General features: G+C 45.4%; 18 protein-coding genes and 1 tRNA gene. 5 read left to right on the plus strand and 14 right to left on the minus strand.

Going from position 1 to position 16,162, the window contains the following annotated elements:
- Positions 1-405 precede the first annotated feature (405 nt).
- Together A6E01_RS07975 and A6E01_RS07980 are read left to right on the plus strand one after the other, a co-directional pair.
- Positions 406-642 (plus strand): hypothetical protein, encoded by a 237-nt coding sequence (locus A6E01_RS07975; protein ID WP_065210025.1) that lies wholly within the window; start codon positions 406-408, stop codon positions 640-642.
- The gene (locus tag A6E01_RS07980) at positions 629-1,513 is read left to right on the plus strand and encodes a site-specific integrase (protein ID WP_065210026.1); all 885 of its coding nucleotides are present in this window, start codon (positions 629-631) and stop codon (positions 1,511-1,513) included. The genes A6E01_RS07975 and A6E01_RS07980 overlap by 14 nt, the downstream gene beginning before the upstream one ends.
- Positions 1,514-1,873: 360 nt before the next feature.
- On the opposite strand, the gene A6E01_RS07985 is transcribed toward A6E01_RS07980, so the two are convergent.
- Positions 1,874-2,305, minus strand: coding sequence for a hypothetical protein (locus tag A6E01_RS07985; protein ID WP_065210027.1), 432 nt, complete (start codon positions 2,303-2,305; stop codon positions 1,874-1,876).
- Positions 2,306-2,860: 555 nt separating this feature from the next.
- On the opposite strand from A6E01_RS07985, the gene A6E01_RS07990 reads away from it, so the two are divergent.
- Positions 2,861-3,613, plus strand: a complete 753-nt coding sequence (locus tag A6E01_RS07990; RefSeq protein ID WP_065210028.1) for a hypothetical protein — start codon at positions 2,861-2,863, stop codon at positions 3,611-3,613.
- A gap of 95 nt (positions 3,614-3,708) precedes the next feature.
- Here A6E01_RS07990 and A6E01_RS07995 read toward each other — a convergent pair whose 3' ends face one another.
- The 3 genes from A6E01_RS07995 to A6E01_RS08005 all read right to left on the minus strand — a co-directional run bounded on the left by A6E01_RS07995 (position 3,709) and on the right by A6E01_RS08005 (position 6,725).
- Entirely contained in the window at positions 3,709-4,983 is a 1,275-nt protein-coding gene (locus A6E01_RS07995; RefSeq protein ID WP_065210029.1) for a tyrosine-type recombinase/integrase, read from the minus strand.
- Between the two features lie 122 nt (positions 4,984-5,105).
- Positions 5,106-6,326, minus strand: a complete 1,221-nt coding sequence (locus A6E01_RS08000) for a tyrosine-type recombinase/integrase (RefSeq protein WP_065210030.1) — start codon at positions 6,324-6,326, stop codon at positions 5,106-5,108.
- Between the two features lie 311 nt (positions 6,327-6,637).
- A tRNA-Ser gene (locus A6E01_RS08005) sits at positions 6,638-6,725 on the minus strand.
- Positions 6,726-6,942: 217 nt separating this feature from the next.
- On the opposite strand from A6E01_RS08005, the gene A6E01_RS08010 reads away from it, so the two are divergent.
- The gene (locus A6E01_RS08010; protein ID WP_017027632.1) at positions 6,943-7,512 is read left to right on the plus strand and encodes a UPF0149 family protein; all 570 of its coding nucleotides are present in this window, start codon (positions 6,943-6,945) and stop codon (positions 7,510-7,512) included.
- 93 nt (positions 7,513-7,605) lie between these two features.
- On the opposite strand, the gene nadA is transcribed toward A6E01_RS08010, so the two are convergent.
- The 8 genes from nadA to ybgC form a co-directional block, all read right to left on the minus strand.
- Positions 7,606-8,667, minus strand: coding sequence for a quinolinate synthase NadA (gene nadA, locus A6E01_RS08015; protein WP_017027633.1), 1,062 nt, complete (start codon positions 8,665-8,667; stop codon positions 7,606-7,608).
- A gap of 116 nt (positions 8,668-8,783) precedes the next feature.
- Complete coding sequence (gene ybgF / locus A6E01_RS08020; RefSeq protein WP_065210031.1) at positions 8,784-9,563, minus strand: tol-pal system protein YbgF; 780 nt, start codon at positions 9,561-9,563, stop codon at positions 8,784-8,786.
- A 15-nt stretch (positions 9,564-9,578) separates the two neighbouring features.
- Positions 9,579-10,127, minus strand: coding sequence for a peptidoglycan-associated lipoprotein Pal (pal, locus tag A6E01_RS08025; protein WP_017027635.1), 549 nt, complete (start codon positions 10,125-10,127; stop codon positions 9,579-9,581).
- A gap of 35 nt (positions 10,128-10,162) precedes the next feature.
- On the minus strand, positions 10,163-11,512 hold the full coding sequence (gene tolB, locus A6E01_RS08030; protein WP_017027636.1) for a Tol-Pal system beta propeller repeat protein TolB: 1,350 nt from the start codon (positions 11,510-11,512) through the stop codon (positions 10,163-10,165).
- Positions 11,513-11,525: 13 nt separating this feature from the next.
- Positions 11,526-12,557 (minus strand): cell envelope integrity protein TolA, encoded by a 1,032-nt coding sequence (tolA, locus tag A6E01_RS08035; protein WP_017027637.1) that lies wholly within the window; start codon positions 12,555-12,557, stop codon positions 11,526-11,528.
- A gap of 13 nt (positions 12,558-12,570) precedes the next feature.
- A complete protein-coding gene (locus tag A6E01_RS08040; RefSeq protein ID WP_017243395.1) occupies positions 12,571-13,014 on the minus strand; it encodes an ExbD/TolR family protein in 444 nt (147 codons plus the stop codon).
- A 3-nt stretch (positions 13,015-13,017) separates the two neighbouring features.
- Positions 13,018-13,701: a protein TolQ gene (gene tolQ / locus A6E01_RS08045; protein WP_017027639.1), complete on the minus strand. Its 684-nt coding sequence runs from the start codon at positions 13,699-13,701 to the stop codon at positions 13,018-13,020.
- Position 13,702: 1 nt separating this feature from the next.
- Positions 13,703-14,113, minus strand: coding sequence for a tol-pal system-associated acyl-CoA thioesterase (ybgC, locus tag A6E01_RS08050; protein ID WP_065210032.1), 411 nt, complete (start codon positions 14,111-14,113; stop codon positions 13,703-13,705).
- A 231-nt stretch (positions 14,114-14,344) separates the two neighbouring features.
- Here ybgC and A6E01_RS08055 point away from each other — a divergent pair, with 231 nt between their 5' ends.
- On the plus strand, positions 14,345-14,854 hold the full coding sequence (locus A6E01_RS08055) for a hypothetical protein (RefSeq protein ID WP_156744616.1): 510 nt from the start codon (positions 14,345-14,347) through the stop codon (positions 14,852-14,854).
- Positions 14,855-14,889: 35 nt separating this feature from the next.
- Here the strand turns inward: A6E01_RS08055 and cydX are convergent, their stop codons facing one another.
- Positions 14,890-15,000 (minus strand): cytochrome bd-I oxidase subunit CydX, encoded by a 111-nt coding sequence (gene cydX, locus A6E01_RS08060; RefSeq protein ID WP_017032438.1) that lies wholly within the window; start codon positions 14,998-15,000, stop codon positions 14,890-14,892.
- Between the two features lie 13 nt (positions 15,001-15,013).
- On the minus strand, positions 15,014-16,150 hold the full coding sequence (cydB, locus tag A6E01_RS08065; protein ID WP_065210034.1) for a cytochrome d ubiquinol oxidase subunit II: 1,137 nt from the start codon (positions 16,148-16,150) through the stop codon (positions 15,014-15,016).
- Positions 16,151-16,162: the final 12 nt, after the last annotated feature.

Raw genomic sequence — 16,162 nt, forward strand, 5'->3', positions numbered from 1 at the left:
ACAGTGCAAAGCACTTGAAAGTCCGGATTCCCGAACCGGAGCCTGCATTGGTAGGTATTGGGGCTCTTAATCGAGCACGAAGAGATATTGCTCATCACAGTGTGAATTACATATCGCCAGTCGATGAGACCCACTGACCTCGAACAGATGAAATCGAGTCTAGCCACAGAGCAGTGCCGGAACCCTGCCGATATAGGGCGCTAAAAAGCATGTATTCCTGAGTTGAACAGATAAAACAAGGGCGCTTGACCCCATCAAGACGAGAAGAAACCGCTCGCATAAAGGTTAAAAGTGGTCAAACACGCTGAAGTCATTCGCAGACCGAAAGGCGGTAAGTCGAAGGCTCAGGCCGGTACCTAAAGAGGTATTACTGACGAGGCCCAGCAATCAATAAGTGAGTAAACAATGGAAGAATTTAATGCCGAGAAAGAGCTACAAAGTCTGCGAGAAAAACGAAAAATTCAACGCAAAGCCAAGCCATACCTGGCATCAAAACTTGATAGAGTGGGCTTTGAAATTTTGTCACTCTATTGCAATGGGGCCAACCCCACAGAGATTCATGCTTGGCTGTTGTCAAACACCAACATCAAAGTGGCTCGTACCACAGTCTATCGATGGATTCAAAAACATGGCCAAGAATAAAGATCCACTTAAAGTAGCGAAAAAACAAACCTCGAATGTCATGAAAAAACTGAATGTTCGCAGTCTTGGTACTCAGCGAAATTACGCCCGCTCGCTTACCCTATTCACTCAACACCTCAATCTGGAAAAGAGCACCAGTTTACGCAATGCCACCCAGTCTCAAGCGCTGCAGTTTCTGACTGACCGCGCAGCCAGTGTGGGACAAAAGCAACTCGACATGGACAGGCAAGCAATACAGGCGCTGCTTCAACACAATGGTGAGCTTGAGGCTAGCCAAACCTTAGAGGTAATAAAAACCGAGAAGGATGAGATATTGCAGTCCCGTGCCTATACTCGCAATCAGGTTGAACTGATCCAAGAAAGCCAAAGTGACAAGCACTCTCTCGCCACTCGCTTGGCCGAAACGGCAGGTTTGAGAGCACATGAAATGGGTACCTTGCTGCCCATTGAAGAGCGGGCTCCTGACTTTCGAGAAGAGCACTCTCCATTTCGATTCCGTGAACAGGAAAAGTGGATTGCTTATACAGTGGTAGGCAAAGGCGGATTGTGCCGAGAGGTCAGATTCCCTCAAGCACTGGCCGATGAACTAGAAGAGCGAAGACTCGAGACACCTCTGTGGCAAACCGACCGAGACATCCCCTATAAAACCCGTTACGACATCGGTTTTGGCAAGCAATGGTCTGACTCTTTTTCAAAAGCCTCAAATCGAGCTCTTGGTTGGAGCAATGGAGGGCACGGACTGCGGCATACTTACGCCCAACAACGTATCGACGTCCTCATGCATCATTGTCCCTATAAAGAAGCATTGAAAGCAGCCTCTCAAGAACTTGGCCATCTTAGGCCTGAGATCACCCTGGTCTATTTACGGTAGCGATGTTCTATATTTTTGCCTTGTTCATAACGTGTATGAGATTGATAAGCAAAAAAGAAACGCAACTCAAAAATTGATTGGTGACCCTTACTCCAATTTGGTGATGTAAAGGAATAATGAATTTTGCCACGCTAATTGGACAAAGAAGTAATATGCGTGCGCCCTCTCAGACGCACACTCCTGAGTGCCAACATTTCTCTACGCTCAGTTTCTTTCTAACACCTAGGTTTAAGCCATGTCGTTTCTAGCATAGTGTTATCCTAAGGTCTCGTTTGAGTCTCGTCGTATAGTGCTGTGCAATGACAGTCACAAATGTGTTTCACTTTTTTGTATCAACAACGCCTCTCATGGCTGCAACCCTTAAAATTCACGCGTTACCTTTATTTCTTTCTTTGCTTCGCCCAGCAGCGAATCTAATTGGGATTGCGTTGTCTCTAAACGAACTTTCAACGCTTTATAATCATTCTGATGCTTGATTCCAGTGTACAAAATATAAAGTAACCAGAGGAGCGACAATACTGTATACCACCGAAACTCCCAAAAACGATGACCATACGCTTTTCGCTCTAGTAACTCGGCCTTTATGTGTTTCTTAGAGTCAAAATCAACAAACCAATCTCCGACCGATGTGCCAATATACTCCTCTTGCGCCGTTTCAATAGAGCTTGGGCAGTGGATATTCGAACACTCAAATACCTCCAACTCATGATGTGAAATAGGTGTGTAAACGCCAAACATAAGCACTATATGCAATAGCACCACCAGAATAAATGCGCCATATAATCTTAACATGCTGCTCTCCTTTACTCATTAGTTTTAACACACCTCTAAGCTAGCATGGTGCTTATCCAGCGAAAGTCCCCTATCCATGGATGTAAAAAAGCCCCAGCGAACTCTCATTCAAAGGGGCTAAATCGGTATCCTTTACTGTGTTTCCACTCACTCCTAATCGATTTTTTAAATCTTGATATTTCTGACTTCTCTTTATTCGCTGCACGCTTTTGTGCTGTTCGCACGACAAATTACTCCTTATTCACTTTACTCACTCACGTTAAAAAGGGTGCCGACGAGAAGGGGGCTTGAATACACTTGCCTAGGGCAAGTTGTGAGTGACCCTCGTCTCCTCCTCATCGGCATTGATACTCAATACTCCAAACCTGTAACGAGTATTATCAAGTTGTGCTTCATTTTTGATGCTTCTCCCCTATTGTTTACCTAAGCCCCGCTATGCTTGCGTTCATAAGCAAAATTTATTTTAAAATCTTTTTATTTTGTCTCTCTCAGCACCACTTTTGCTGGATTTGACACTTGATATTCTGGGAAAAATTCCACAACAAGGACTACGCCATGCGTGTACTGATATCCATCCTTTTTTTTGTTTCAGGCTGTCAAACGGAGTCTACCACCACAGTGCCTTCTGATTTTATTTGCGACAACGCTGAGAATCGTTTAATTGATGGAAGTGAGGGTTTTCGGGAGGTGATATCTACCGAATATGGAGGCGCGATTTACATTGGATACAGCCACCAGGGCGAGTTGGTACCTCACTCGGAATGCGTGCCAGCAGTCACCATCATTAGTGGCACAGAGACTCACTTTCAATGGTTCGAATACGGGCAACCGGCGGCAAAAGATGGTGTTGTGAGCTTAGCGTTTTCAATCAAGAATGAACGCCAACGTATAGTCGCAACCCGTATTCATCAAAAAGGTGTCGCCAATGAAGAGTATGTAGAAAGCGATATCCACACACCAGACATCGCACGCATCACCAAACGGGTATGGACTGAAGAATTCAACAACCTTGTTATCACAGCAGAAGACCGATTTGATGGCAGTTCAAAACGCTCCTCTGAGGCAACATTAGGATTTACCAGTAAAACCAGGTATTGGAACGAAAATACACTTCAGTGGAATTGCTATTATGTCAGTAACATCGGCAATATTTTTTCATTGAATTGTGCGAGTGAAACCGAATTGGATATCGAGTATTTTGGTTTCACTATCCCTCTATCCATATATTTTGAATCGCTGACTGAGGAAGTACACTACGAGACTAATCCCGATGTGATAAATAGAGATTTAGAACGGCACACACAATAATTGCTTGTTTTAAATGTATGGGTAACCCACACCCACTTTGCTAGCTTAGAAAGGAGCACTTCTGAGGTACGAAGTGCCCTGTTATTACAAGTAAACTAAACAAATATTTCAATCTCTTGAGACAAAATCTCATTAACTATTTCAAGGAGAGGTAATTCACGCCCCGCTAGCTCTTTCACAGCAGCACGCAACTCATCATCGATGAAATCACTCCAAAGTTGCATAACAGCTACACGCTGACTAAGAAATCTTTCTCGATAATAAGCTGAACGGATTAGGTTCTTATCAATATGTGATAAGCAAGCTTCGACGACTTCAGATGAAATCAATTCATCGTATAGCTTTGTACTACCAACACTTCGGGTCCCGTGAGAAGTCATTACTCCTTTGTAACCCAAGGATCGAATGGCATTACCGACAGAGCCTGGGCTAGCGTGATCTGCACCTGTTTGACTAGGAAATATATACTGATCATTGAGCTTATATTGACTCAAATACGATAACAGTTTCATCACGCTAGTGCTTAATGGAATCGCAAAATTTTCATCTGTTTTTACTTTAGGAAAAACAATCACTCTCGCTTCGAGATCAATATATCTCCACTGACTGGTTGCCGCATTTTTCGGTCTTAGCAGTAGATGAAGTTGCCAGAGGAACAAACAGAATATAATTGGTGACGTATTTGATTCCACAAAGTGTTGAATGAGACTTCTCAACTCATCTGGATTTACTGCAGCAAAGTGTTTTGATTTCGGCTTCTTGAAATACTTTTGAAGCTGGTCAAATGAGATACTGCACAGTGGCAGGCCTAACACTTCTGCATAAGCCAGAATATTTCGGATAAGCACAAACGATTTATTTGCCATATGCTTTGACGTTATGTCTTTCAAGGAATCAAGCAATAAACCACTAGTGATCTCTTTCACTGTCACGCAACCAATGCGAGAAGATATGTGGTTTGTGATTATTTGAGACTTCTGTTTCAAAGTCTCTTCTTTCCACTCAAGTGGATTAGCCTCAATAAATACACGTGCAAATTCAGTGAATGTAATTTCAAGTGAGATTTTGTTGTTTAATGCGGCACCGTTTTTAGCCAATTGTGGATCTATACCTTTATTCAAATAGTCACGAAACCGAATTTTCTCTTCCCGAGCTTTCGATAGGCTAGTGGATGGATAGGCTCCTAAACGCATATACGTATCCCTGCCATCCGAAGGCTTTTTGTACCTAAACTCCCAATGACCTTTCCCGCTTGATTCCGCGCAAAAATACAAGCCTTCACCGTCATTTCTACGAAGGGTCCGTTTCTCTTGCACTGCTATCGATATCAATCGCTTTAATTCAGTTACAGTCAACTTGTTAGCTGCCATCTGTGCTCCAAAACTAGGTTGTTGAAAACCACTTCAACACAAAGTTTTGGAGCATTCTATAGCCCTACCCATTGCTATTTTCTGTAGACACTATTACAAACTTAAACGTCTAACATTTAATCTCACATATTCCTATCGGAGAGATGAACCAAAGAATTCCGGGAAATATAATCACTCCACCATGTCATTAATTTTTCTCTTTCGTTAAAAAAGCTAGCTCGATTGTAGGCTGCTCGCACTTGGTTTTTATCACAGTGGGACAGTGCCGCTTCGATCACGTGAGTATCAAAGCCATGTTCATGCAGGGTTGTGCTGGCTAGTGATCTTAACCCGTGTGCTGTTGTTCGATTTTTAAAACCAATACGACCTAGCGCTCTATTTACTGATTCCGGGTGCACGTGAGTTTTGCGATTTACTCCAGAAGGGAAGACATACTCACTCCAAACCGCATAAGGACGCTGTCGTTCCAATATTGCTAATACCTGATCAGTCAAAGGGACTTTATGCAACCGTCCATTCTTCATATTCGCTTTTGGAATCGCCCATACTTGGGATTGCAAATCGATATCTTCCCAGCGAGCTGTCGCCGCTTCCGATGAGCGCACCATGGTATGTAGCTGCAATTCAAATAAGGATTTAGTTAGTGGTCGCATGGTCGACATTGCTACTTCCCGTAATAACTCGGGCAGCTCTTCAATGTCTAATGCTGGGACGTGGCAGACTCGCGGCTTTTGGAATACATCATTGATACCGTGCAAGTTGTGTCCATCGATAATGCCTAGATTAACAGCATGGGTCATCAACGCTTTCAATAATTGGCTACAGCGACTGATCGTTTCCAGCTTACCCTTCGACGCTAAGGGCTTGAAAACCCCTATCGCTACCGGAGCTGTGATCGATTCAACTTTCATGTTGCCTAACTTAGGCAGCACATGCAGCTCTAACTTTCTCTTAATATCGTGGAGGGTTTTCGGCTTAAGTTGTCCCGATTTAGTTTCTAACCAAGATTCAAAAACTAAGCCTAAAGTGTTCACTCTTTCTGCTTCACGCTCCAGCCTAAGTCTTTCACGTTCTATTCCGGGATCGAGTCCCTTATTCAAAAAATCTAGGTAAGTATCCCTTACTTTGCGCGCTTCTTGGAGAGAGACACCGGGGTACTTGCCAATGACAATGTACGTGTCTTGGCCATGAAGCGGCTTTTTATAACGAAACTCCCAAGCGTCTGCTCCTTGCAATTTAGAGTGAAAGTATAAACCTTGCCCATCGTTGAAGCGTTGACTTTGTTTGTTACCGAGTGGTTTTAAGTGACGTAATTGCGTCGAAGTTAGCTTACTTTTGTACATATCACACCTCAAAACTGTATAAGAATATTCAGTAAAATGAGATCGATCTCGCTCTATACAGTAATGCCTATAACACATTGAAATAGCGCTATTAATAGCGATTAAAATGTTGGTTATAGCAAGCATTCATGGGTAGAAAAATCCCACAAGCTTTGTATCAAACTGTATAAAGTTACCGGCAAGGTGATTAAACTATACACTTTTCTATACATCAAGCGTCAGACTTCGCTGGCTTGCATGGACATAGGTAAAAGTTAAGGCATTGATTAGAAACGAAAAAAGACGCCCATGGACGTCTTTAATCTATTAACTGGCGGTGAGTGAGAGATTCGAACTCTCGATACGTTGCCGTATACACACTTTCCAGGCGTGCGCCTTCAGCCACTCGGCCAACTCACCGTATTTGATTGGTTGACTGCGTCAGTCAACGAGGCGCTAATTTAATGATTTGTTGTCGGTTGGTCAAGTAGAATTCGGGGCTTTTTCTTTAGTTTGCGGTTGTTTGGACAATTATTGTGTAGTTCGATGAAAATTGAGGCATTTAGGGCAATTTAGCAGTGCAGTTGGATTTAAAGGCTTGCTACACTATGCAAAACCTTTTTTACGGATAGCCATTTTGGATTTAGCACAAATTATTGCTCAGCCTGAGCTGGAAGATCGTCTTCTTCCTTATCATCAAACCCTTGGATTTATAACTGCAATGGCGGCTGCACCGAACGTGCTTGATCCAGCTGAATGGATTGCCTACCTATGGGGTGGCGAAGAGAGCGCTCCGTTTACCGATGGTGAGCAGCTAGAGTCATACCTGGAGTCAGTCATCAATGCTTGGAATGCGGCGCGTCCTGCTCTGTTTGAAGGCACTTGGCAGTGGCCGGTGGAATGTGACCTTAGCGATAAAGAGATCGTGACTGAAGCGACTAAAGAGTTCTGTGAAGGCTTGCTACAAGGTTGGCAATTGGCTCAGGATGATTGGCAGACGCTGATGCCTCAAGATAGCCAAGATAACGCCCTACTAGGCGGTGTACTGCTGTCAATTAGCATGCTTTATGATCCAGAGACCTCACTTGCTACGCTTTCTGAAGAAGGCATGAATGGTCTTGACCAGTTTGCTGAGATCTTTAACGCTATGCCTGCGATGCTGTGCGGATTGACGCAGCGCGGTGCTAGTTTGGCACAAGAGCAGTAAGATATTAGCTGTCAGCTGGAAGCTATCAGCTGTCAGAAATAAAAAACCTCGGCAATTGCCGAGGTTTTTTTGTTTTTGAGCGTCACATTTTGGTTAGGCGTTGCCTTTTACCTTGATGTTTAACTGCTCTGCAAAATCTAGCATGCGATTTAGTGGGATAAGAGACTTCACACGCACGGCTTCGTCTACGAAGATTTCGTGCTCTGCACCGCCCTCTTTTAGTGCTGATTCAACCGCTTTTAGGCCGTTCATTGCCATCCAAGGGCAATGGGCACAGCTGCGGCAGGTTGCGCCTGCACCTGCTGTGGGGGCTTCGATAAGCTCTTTCTCAGGTACTAGTTGTTGCATCTTGAAGAAGATGCCTTTGTCGGTTGCGACAATCAGTTGCTTGTTCGGTAGCTCTTTGGCAGCCTTAATCAATTGGCTGGTAGAACCAACGGCATCTGCTAGCTCTACAACGCTCGCTGGAGACTCAGGGTGCACAAGAATCGCGGCGTCTGAATAGACCGCCTTCATGTCTCTTAGTGCTTTTGCTGAGAACTCATCGTGAACAACACATTCGCCATTCCACAGTAGCATTTCTGCGCCTGTTTGGTTGGCGATGTAAGAACCAAGGTGACGATCTGGGCCCCAGATGATTGGCGTACCTTCAGCGTCTAGGTGCTCAACGATCTCTAGTGCAATACTTGATGTTACTACCCAGTCAGCGCGTGCTTTAACCGCTGCAGACGTGTTAGCGTACACGACTACTGTATGGTCAGGGTGCTCATCACAGAACTTCGAGAATGCGTCTTCTGGGCAACCTAAATCTAGAGAACACTCTGCTTCTAGTGTTGGCATCAGGATGGTTTTCTCTGGGGTCAGAATTTTCGCTGACTCACCCATAAAGCGCACACCCGCAATGATCAAAGTCTTTGCTGAATGACGGTTACCAAACTTGGCCATCTCTAGAGAATCGCCTACAAAACCGCCGGTTTCTTCGGCTAGGGCTTGGATCTCAGGATCGGTGTAGTAATGGGCAATCAATACCGCATCTTTCTCTTGAAGAAGGGTTTTGATGCTCTCCTTGTACGCCTGCTTCTGATCTTCGTTCAGAGGTACTGGTTTAGGAGGAAATGGGTAAATTGTTGGTGCTGTTTCTAATATTTGGCTCATTGCAATGCTCGGGCAACTTCCTTTAACTTCGGGCATTGTACACTGCTTTGAGTGTGCTTGCCAAAAGCAAAAAAGCTCAGCAAATAAATGCTGAGCTTAACGATTATTAATTGAGGTTATTTCAAGTTAGACAGTTTCTTCTTAGCCGAATTAGCCGACGAGGTATTCGGGTATTCATCAACCGCTTGCTGGTAGTATTTTTTCGCTGCGCTAGTGCTGTTATTTCGGCTCGCAATATCCCCTAACTTAACCAATGCATCGGCACGTTTGTTAGAGTCTTTATAGGCAACGACAGCAGCAAATGCTTTCGCAGAATCTACGTCTTTCTTCTTCGAAAAGTAGAGTTGTCCTAACCAGTAGTTCGCGTTAGGCGAGTACACTGATTCAGGGAAATCTTTCTTAAACTGCTCCAATGCAACGGTCGCTGCGTCATAGTCTTTGTTCTTCAAGATCAGGTCAACGGCGCTTTGATACGCTTTTTGTTCGTCTTGGTTTGAAGAGTATTTACCGGCTGGGGCTGACTCGGCATGCTGTGCTGGGGCTTGTTTGGCTTTGGCTAGTTCAGAACGAACCTTGTCTAGCTCTATAAACAACTCTCGCTGTCTATCAATAAGCTGACGCATTTCGTGGTTGTTACGTTCTAATTCACCACGCAACTCACTCATATCAAGTGACATCTCGTCTACTTGCTGCTGTAAGTTGGCTTGTACTCGGTTGCTGTTTCGTAGCAGACGCTCCAAGCGCTCTGTCTCGGTTTCTTTAGCGCTGGATGACGACTTAGATGTCGACGCACTGCTAGAGTTGAGATCAGAAACGGGAGCCGGTGCGGCGAATGAAACACTCGCCGCACTTGCTAGTAACGTAAGCGCAACTGCTCGCTTGTAGTTACTGATCATGTTTACTTCCTAAGATTAGTAAACTAGAACCGCACGACGGTTTTTCGCGTACGCTTCTTCAGATTGACCAAGCTCTAGAGGCTTCTCTTCACCGTAGCTTACGATAGAAAGTTGGTCTGCTTGAACGCCTGATGCTTGAAGGTAATTAGAAACTGCGTTAGCACGACGCTCGCCTAGTGCGATGTTGTACTCAGGAGTACCGCGCTCATCAGCGTGACCTTCGATAGTTACTTTAACGTCTGGGTTTTCGCTTAGGAAAAGAGCGTGCGCAGATAGCATCTCTTCGTACTCAGAGCTGATAGTAGAGTTATCGTATGGGAAGTAAAGAGTAGTGTTTTCGCGTAGTGCTTTTTCAGCCATTTCGCGCTCTTCAGCTAGCTTCTCTTCTTCAGTCATTGGAGAAACAACAGTTGTGTCTGTAGTTTCAGTTGCGTTCGCTTGAGCTTCTTGGTTAGTAGTTTGTGCATCAGAAGCGTCAGTTGCTTCGTCAGTAGAACTACAAGCTGTAACAGCTAGAACAGGTAGTGCGATTAGCAGCCCTTTAAAAACCTTGTTAAGTTGCATGTTAAGTTTTCCTTATTGTATAAAAAGTAACGTCGTTACAAAAACGGTGACCAGGCGGGTGCTCTTACACGCCCATTGGTTGCTGGTAGTCTGGCTTTAAACCGTCCATCAATTGAAACCATCGATAGCACATTGTTTTTATTATACATTGAGCTGTATATCACCATTCCTCCATTTGGAGCTATGCTCGGAGACTCGTCGAGTAGTGTTTTTGTTAACACTTGAACGGCTCCGGTCTCCAAATCCTGTTTTGCCAAATTGAAACCTGAAGAAGACTGATTCACCATAATCATGAAACGTCCATCAGGAGTAATCTGGCCTCCCAAATTTTGGCTACCCTGCCAAGTCAATCTCTTCGATGCCCCGTTATCTAAATTTACTTGATAAATCTGAGGCTTACCACCTCTATCAGAGGTGAATATAAGAGATTGACCATCTGGATGCCAAAATGGTTCTGTATTATTTGATCTACCACGAGTTATCTGCTTCAACTTACGTGATTTCAAGTCCATGGTGTAAACCTGAAGAGCGCCGGTCTTTGACAATACCAGTGCGATTGACTTTCCATCAGGAGAGAATCGAGGTGCACCATTGTGACGAGGGAACGAGGTCAGTTTCTCTCGTTTGCCCGTGTAGATGTTCATTAAGAAAATTTCAGCTTGGCCATTTTGGAAGCTTACATAAGCAAGCTCTCTTCCGTCTGGCGACCATGCTGGAGACATTAACGGCTGCTTAGAACGCAATACTAGGCGCTCGTTATAGCCATCGTAGTCTGCAATGCGCAGCTGATACGGGTATTTGTCTTTATCGTTAACCACAACATAAGCAATACGCGTCAGGAATGCGCCGCGATCGCCAGTGAGCTGCTCGTACACTAAGTCTGAGATACGGTGAGCGTATTCGCGTAAACGAGGGCCTGGAACGGTCGCTTGCTTGTTGAACAGGATATGGTCTTTAGACAGTACCAAGGTACCGTCTTGTAGCGATTTAGCCTGACCATCTGTTAATGCGCCGCGCACTACGTCAATAAGCTTGTACTGTACCTTGTACTTACCGTCACCTGCATCAGTAATAGTACCGGTTAACAGCGCATCGACACCCATTGATGTCCATGCCGAATAGTTTACGTCCTTATCTTCATAAGGCGTCTGTGGCATTTGATTGGTCGCAACAGGGCTGAACTTGCCACTGCGCTGAAGATCCGAGGCAATCACCGCAGACACGTCGTGTGGCAGCTTACCTGGACCGTCCCATTTAAATGGCACAATCCCAATTGGGCGTGCAGAGTTGACGCCTTCTGTAATAACTAACTCAAGTGAGGCATGGGCAACAGATAGCCCCATACTGCACATCATCAATAGACTTACAAATAATCGTTTAATCACCAGGTTTTCCTTCTTAAGGTGCAACGGTTAAGTTAATGCTCTTCAATTTATCTATAGCAGCCTTGTCGCTTGGCAGTGGGAAGCTCCCTACTTTTGAAACTGCTACTTGTGCGGCGCGACACAGGCCTGAATCTCCAGACAAAGTTCTTAGGTCGCTTACAATGAAGTTAGAGCCTGTGTTAAGCAATCGCAAATTCACTCGGCACTCTTTTCCTCTAAAGGAATCATCTAGCAATAATTCTCGCTGAATCATTTGCTTATAGATCTCACCCATTCGGGTGACTTCATCGGTTATGGCTCTGCTACGAGCGGTTGAATTCGTTTGCTGTTCCGCTTCAAGGCCTGAGAAAATATCGCTCAGTGCCGCTTCTTGTTCTTTACGTTCACGCTCAAGTTGCGCTAAACGAGCTTGTTCTTTCTTGGCTTTCTCAGCGGCTTCTTTAGCAGCCTTCTCTTGAGCCAGCTTTTCTTGTTCCGCTTTACGTGCTTTTTCAGTGGCTTCTTTGGCTGCCTTTTCTTTCGCTACCCTATCCGCCTCTGCCTTCGCCGCTTTCTTACTTGCTTCTGCCGCCGCTTTTACTTTAGCTACTCGTTCTGCTTCCGCTTTTTTGGTGGCTTGTTCTTTTTTCTTACGCTCAGCTTCGGCAACCTTAGTGCGCTGCTCTTCTTCCTTGCGCTGTTTCTCTTTTAACTGACGCTGCTTTTCAGCTTCACGTGTTTTTTTCTCTGATTCTGCTTTCTCTTGGGCTAGACGACGAATGCGCTCTTCTTCGGCTTTGCGATTCTTCTCAAGTTGCTTGCTTTGCTCTTTCAACTTGCGAATACGCTCTTGCTCAGCCTTTGAGGCAGCCTCACGCTGTTGGCGAATCTGCTGAGCCTGCTTTTGAATAGCATTGGGGTCAATAACCACCGCCTCCACCATATTGGGTGTAGGTTCTGGTTTCGACATATTGAAGTTAGTTCCCCAGATCAAGGCTATCACCAGAAGCAAGTGTACTGCTGCTGAAATGATGAGCGATCTGGTGAACTTTTTATCTTGTTTCATCGTTTACTGGAATCTATCCCTTGATGTCCGTCAGCAAGCCAACCTTGGCTATACCTGCTTGGCCTAATTCGTCGAGAACCAGAACTACCTCAGCGTATGGTGTTGAAGCGTCACCACCCACCGCTACCGGTGCGTCAGGTGAAATGGCGCGCTCTGCTTTGACTCGAACAATCACCTCGTCAAGGCTCATACCACGCTGTACTTCTTCATCATTAACACTAAGGCCTAATTCGCCGTCAGCGGTGATCTCGATGATGATAAAGCTAGCTTCGCTGTCTCCAGCAAGTTCTGATGCAGGTGTCGCGCTGTGCGTTTTAGGCAGCTCAACATCCACGCCCTGTGTGACAAACGGCGAGGTCACCATAAAGATAATCAGCAACACCAGCATGACATCAATGTAAGGAACTACGTTGATTTCTGCGGTGAGTTTGCGTTTTTTAGGTTGATAACCCGCCATTGATTAGTTCCTTTCGCTCATCGCTTGACGGTGCAAGATAGCGTGGAACTCTTCAGAGAAGGTGGCGTATGAGTGCTCAAGCTTGCCAACGCGGTTACTAAGGCGGTTGTAGAACATCACCGCTGGAATCGCAGCAAATAGACCCATAGCCGTTGCAATCAAGGCCTCTGCAATACCAGGGGCTACCATAGCTAGCGTAGCTTGCTTTACCTGACCTAGTGCGATAAATGCATGCATAATGCCCCATACCGTACCAAACAGACCGATGTATGGGCTAATAGAGCCTACCGTTGCCAAAAATGGCAGGTTGGTTTCTAGGTTGTCGACTTCTCTTGCCACTGATACACGCATCGCTCTTCCAGTACCTTCCATAATGAAGTCTGGTGAGCCTGCGTTAGTGCGGCGAAGACGAGCAAACTCGGTAAAGCCTGAGTAAAAGATTTCTTCAATGCCTGATAAGCTGTCTTTACGCGCTTTCACTTCTTGGTATAGCTTGCCAAGATCTTTACCTGACCAAAATTTGTCTTCGAAACGGTCTGTACGAGCATAAGCCTCGGAGATAACCTTACTGCGACTGATGATCATTGCCCATGAGGCCACCGACATGCCAACCAAAGTGAGCATCACCAGCTGAACTAATAGGCTTGCTTCTAGGATAAGATCAATAAAATTGATTTCTGCGGACACTTTACGATAACTCCGTGATCATGAAACTGGGTATGGCCTGAGGCCTCATATTGGCGGTATTGATACATGCTACCTTAACCATAGCTTTGCACAATACTCTGCCTTCTAGATTGACTATCTCCTGACAAAAATCGAGAGATGCGCGTTTTAATTGAGCAATGTGTGTTTGGACCGTCAATTCTTGGTCGAGTTTCGCACCTTGCAAAAAATCGATATCCATATGTCGAACCACAAAACCTAGATTCTCTTGTAACAACACCTCTTGCGACACGCCAATGCTTCTTAACATTTCAGTGCGTGCGCGCTCGAAGTACTTCAAATAATTGGAGTGATACACAATACCACCCGCATCCGTATCTTCGTAGTAGATTCGTATCGGCCAAGTGAACGGCGCTTTATCGGTAGACGACATGCCCTAGGTCCCTGATTTCTTTGCCTGTAATATACACAATGTAACTTTTTATTTTTTAGGCAACACGTTTTTTTTGATGGATGCACGGCTTTCGTGAGCTAAGTGGCCAAAATTTGACTAATGTCGCAATATTTAGACACATTCTAAGGGGGAATTAGGGGTAGCTGCTAGCTATCAGCCGTCAGCCGTCAGCCGTCAGCCGTCAGGGTCATCCTAGAACGTTCGGAGAACTTGTCTAGGATCTTGGGTCGTACATTGCTGGCTTTAGCACCCTCTAAGATCCTGAATCGAGTTCAGGATGACTTGGGGGAATCAGCTCTCAGGGTCATCCTAGAAAGCTCGGAGAGCTTATCTAGGATCTTCGGGCGTACATTGCTGGCTATGGCACCCTCTAAGGTCCTGAATCGAGTTCAGGATGACTTGGGGGAATCAGCTCTCAGGGTCATCCTAGAAAGCTCGGAGAGCTTATCTAGGATCTTGGCGCCTACATTGTCGGCTATGGCACTCTCTAAGATCCTGAATCGAGTTCAGGATGACTTGGGGGAGCTAGCTGTCAGCTATCAGCTATCAGCTATCAGGGTCATCCTAGAAAGCTCGGAGAGCTTATCTAGGATCTTGGGACATACATTGCTTGCTATGGCACTCTCTAAGGTCCTGAATCGAGTTCAGGATGACATTTGCCCTATTTCACGTATTGCATACTTTGCCATTTGCACAGAACGTAAAAAAGGCCAGAGCTGAATATCAACTCTGGCCTTTTAGGATGTCAGTTAAGCTTAGTCTTGCTTATCTTTGTCCATCATTTCTGTGTGCTCTAGCCATAGAGCATTGATGATGCCGAAAGCACAAGCTAGCAACACACCCAAAATCCAAGCGAAATACCACATATCTTGTCCCTTCTTAGTAGAGTGAATTCTTGTTTTCTTCGATGAACTTCTCATCTAGACGACCAAACATCTTGTAGTAGGTCCAACTGGTGTAAGCCAGGATTACTGGAACCATAACAAAGGCTACGGCCGTCATAAGGTTAAGAGTCAGTTCACTAGAGGTTGAATCCCACATCGTTAAGCTGTGTGCCGGGTTAAGGCTTGATGGCATAACGAATGGGAACATCGCAAGGCCTGCAGTAAAGATAACGCCAGCATTGCCCAAGCTTGAGAACAAGAATGCAAAACCGCCCTTCTCAGCGCGAGACGCAAGTAGCGCAAGCAGTGGCATCGCCACGCCTAGTGCAGGTGCTATCCAAAACGCAGGATACTCAGCAAAGTTCTTCATCCAAGCACCTGCTTCTACGACTACGTCTTTTGCAAGAGGGTTCGATGCGCCGTTGTGGTCCATTTGACTTGTGATCACATAGCCGTCCATACCTTGAACCCAGAAACCGCCAACAACAAACAGCAATGCTGTAGCAATACCAGCAAGTTGAGCTAGGTTGCGAGCACGTACATGCACGTCAGCTGTGGTTTTCATCTGCAGCCATGTTGCGCCTTGCAGCAGTATCATCGACAAGCTGACTAGACCGCATAGCAATGCAAATGGATTCAGTAGCCCGAAGAAGCTGCCGTGGTAGGTGGACATCATGAACTCATTCAGTTGGAACGGTACACCCTGCAGCAGGTTACCAAAGGCAACACCGAAGATAACCGGTGGAACAAAGCCACTGATAGAAATACAGATATCCCAAGTCTTACGCCATTTTGGCTCTTCTATTTTAGAGCGGTAATCCAAACCAATTGGGCGAAGCCACAATGCAGCGAGAGTTACGATCATCGCAAAATAAAAGCCTGAGAACGACGTTGCGTACACTAGAGGCCATGCTGCAAATAGAGCACCACCGGCTGTAATTAACCAAACTTGGTTGCCATCCCAGTGGGGAGCAATTGAGTTGATCATTACACGGCGTTCGGTGTCAGTTTTACCTAGGATAGGTACAACCGCACATACACCCATATCAAAGCCGTCAGTGACCGCAAACCCGACGAATAGCACGCCGATCAGCACCCACCATATAAATCTTAAAACTTCGTAATCAAACATAATTACACTCCC

The sequence above is a fragment of the Vibrio breoganii genome, from assembly GCF_001677275.1.
Taxonomy (GTDB): Bacteria; Pseudomonadota; Gammaproteobacteria; order Enterobacterales; family Vibrionaceae; genus Vibrio; species Vibrio breoganii.